Genomic DNA, 1,087 nt, shown 5'->3' with positions numbered 1-1,087 from the left:
TCAAGAATATAAAAGTCAATTAATTCTAGAAGGTTTAGAAAATGAAATGGATATGGAAATGGCAAAATCCTTAGGTATTCCTATTGCCCAAGGATATTTATTAGGAAAACCAGCTTTATTAACAGAATTCTACAATTACCATCTATAAACTATAATCATTTAAGTTTTAGTGTTACAACCATAAAGCCGAGTTTATCCCTAAAAGGGGAAATGATTATGAAAACAGTATTAATAGCAGATGATTCTTCATTTATGAGAACTAGGATTAAAGAAATTATTAAACAAAATGATTATCATGTAATTGCAGAAGCCAAAGATGGAAAAGAAGCAATCGATTATTTTACACATTATCAACCAGATATTGTATTACTTGATTTAACAATGCCTAATGTTGATGGAATTATTGCTCTTAGAAAAATAATGGAAATTAACCCTAATGCAAATGTGATAGTATTTTCAGCCTTAGCAACAAAATATACAATGATAGAAGCAATTCGATCTGGAGCAAAAGATTTTATTATAAAGCCAAATTTTGATCAATTAATACCCACAATAAAAAAACTTACAGACTAAATTTTGGTTGCCTTTAGGGCAATAACGAAAAATACATAAAATTAGTCTTGCAAAACAAGAGCCGAATTGCTATTAAATATAGAGTGAGAAGAGAGAGAGTTTTTTTAGGTTATAAATGTTGTTATATCAACGTTTGTAGGCATTTTCGTGTGTTGTATATTTGCAACACACGAAAACAATAAAAAAGTCGTAGTTATCGAATGACAACCACGACTTAAATTTAAAATAATTTATCAGGTAAATCTTTTAATACTGTCATTTTCATTGCTTTGTGAAACATAGCTTATCGCCCACCTTAGAGACAAGGTTTTGGTTGCCTTGATGGCAACCCTTTAGCCTTTAGGGCGATAACGAAAAATATCTAAAATTAGGGTTGCCAAATAAGGAGCGAATTGCTATTAAACAATAGTGATAATAGAGAGAGAATGTTAAAAGTGGTTAGAAGTGTTGGTATGACTAGTTTTGTTGTACTTTTTGGGGTGTCACCTTTTCGTGACACTTTGACGTGTTTTTG

Annotated in this window: 1 protein-coding gene; it reads left to right on the top strand. The window is 30.5% G+C overall.

Translation table 11 applies throughout. The features are described 5' to 3' along the window. The first annotated feature begins 216 nt into the window (after positions 1-216). Positions 217-573 (top strand): response regulator, encoded by a 357-nt coding sequence (locus tag ACEWK1_RS27655; RefSeq protein WP_416636886.1) that lies wholly within the window; start codon positions 217-219, stop codon positions 571-573. The last annotated feature ends 514 nt before the right edge of the window (positions 574-1,087 follow it).

Origin of the sequence: Metabacillus sp. YM-086 (genome assembly GCF_048059995.1) — a bacterium.
Classification (GTDB): domain Bacteria; phylum Bacillota; class Bacilli; order Bacillales; family Bacillaceae; genus Metabacillus; species Metabacillus litoralis_B.
Note: the sequence above shows the minus strand (reverse complement) of the source record. Positions and strands in the feature narration are given on the sequence as shown.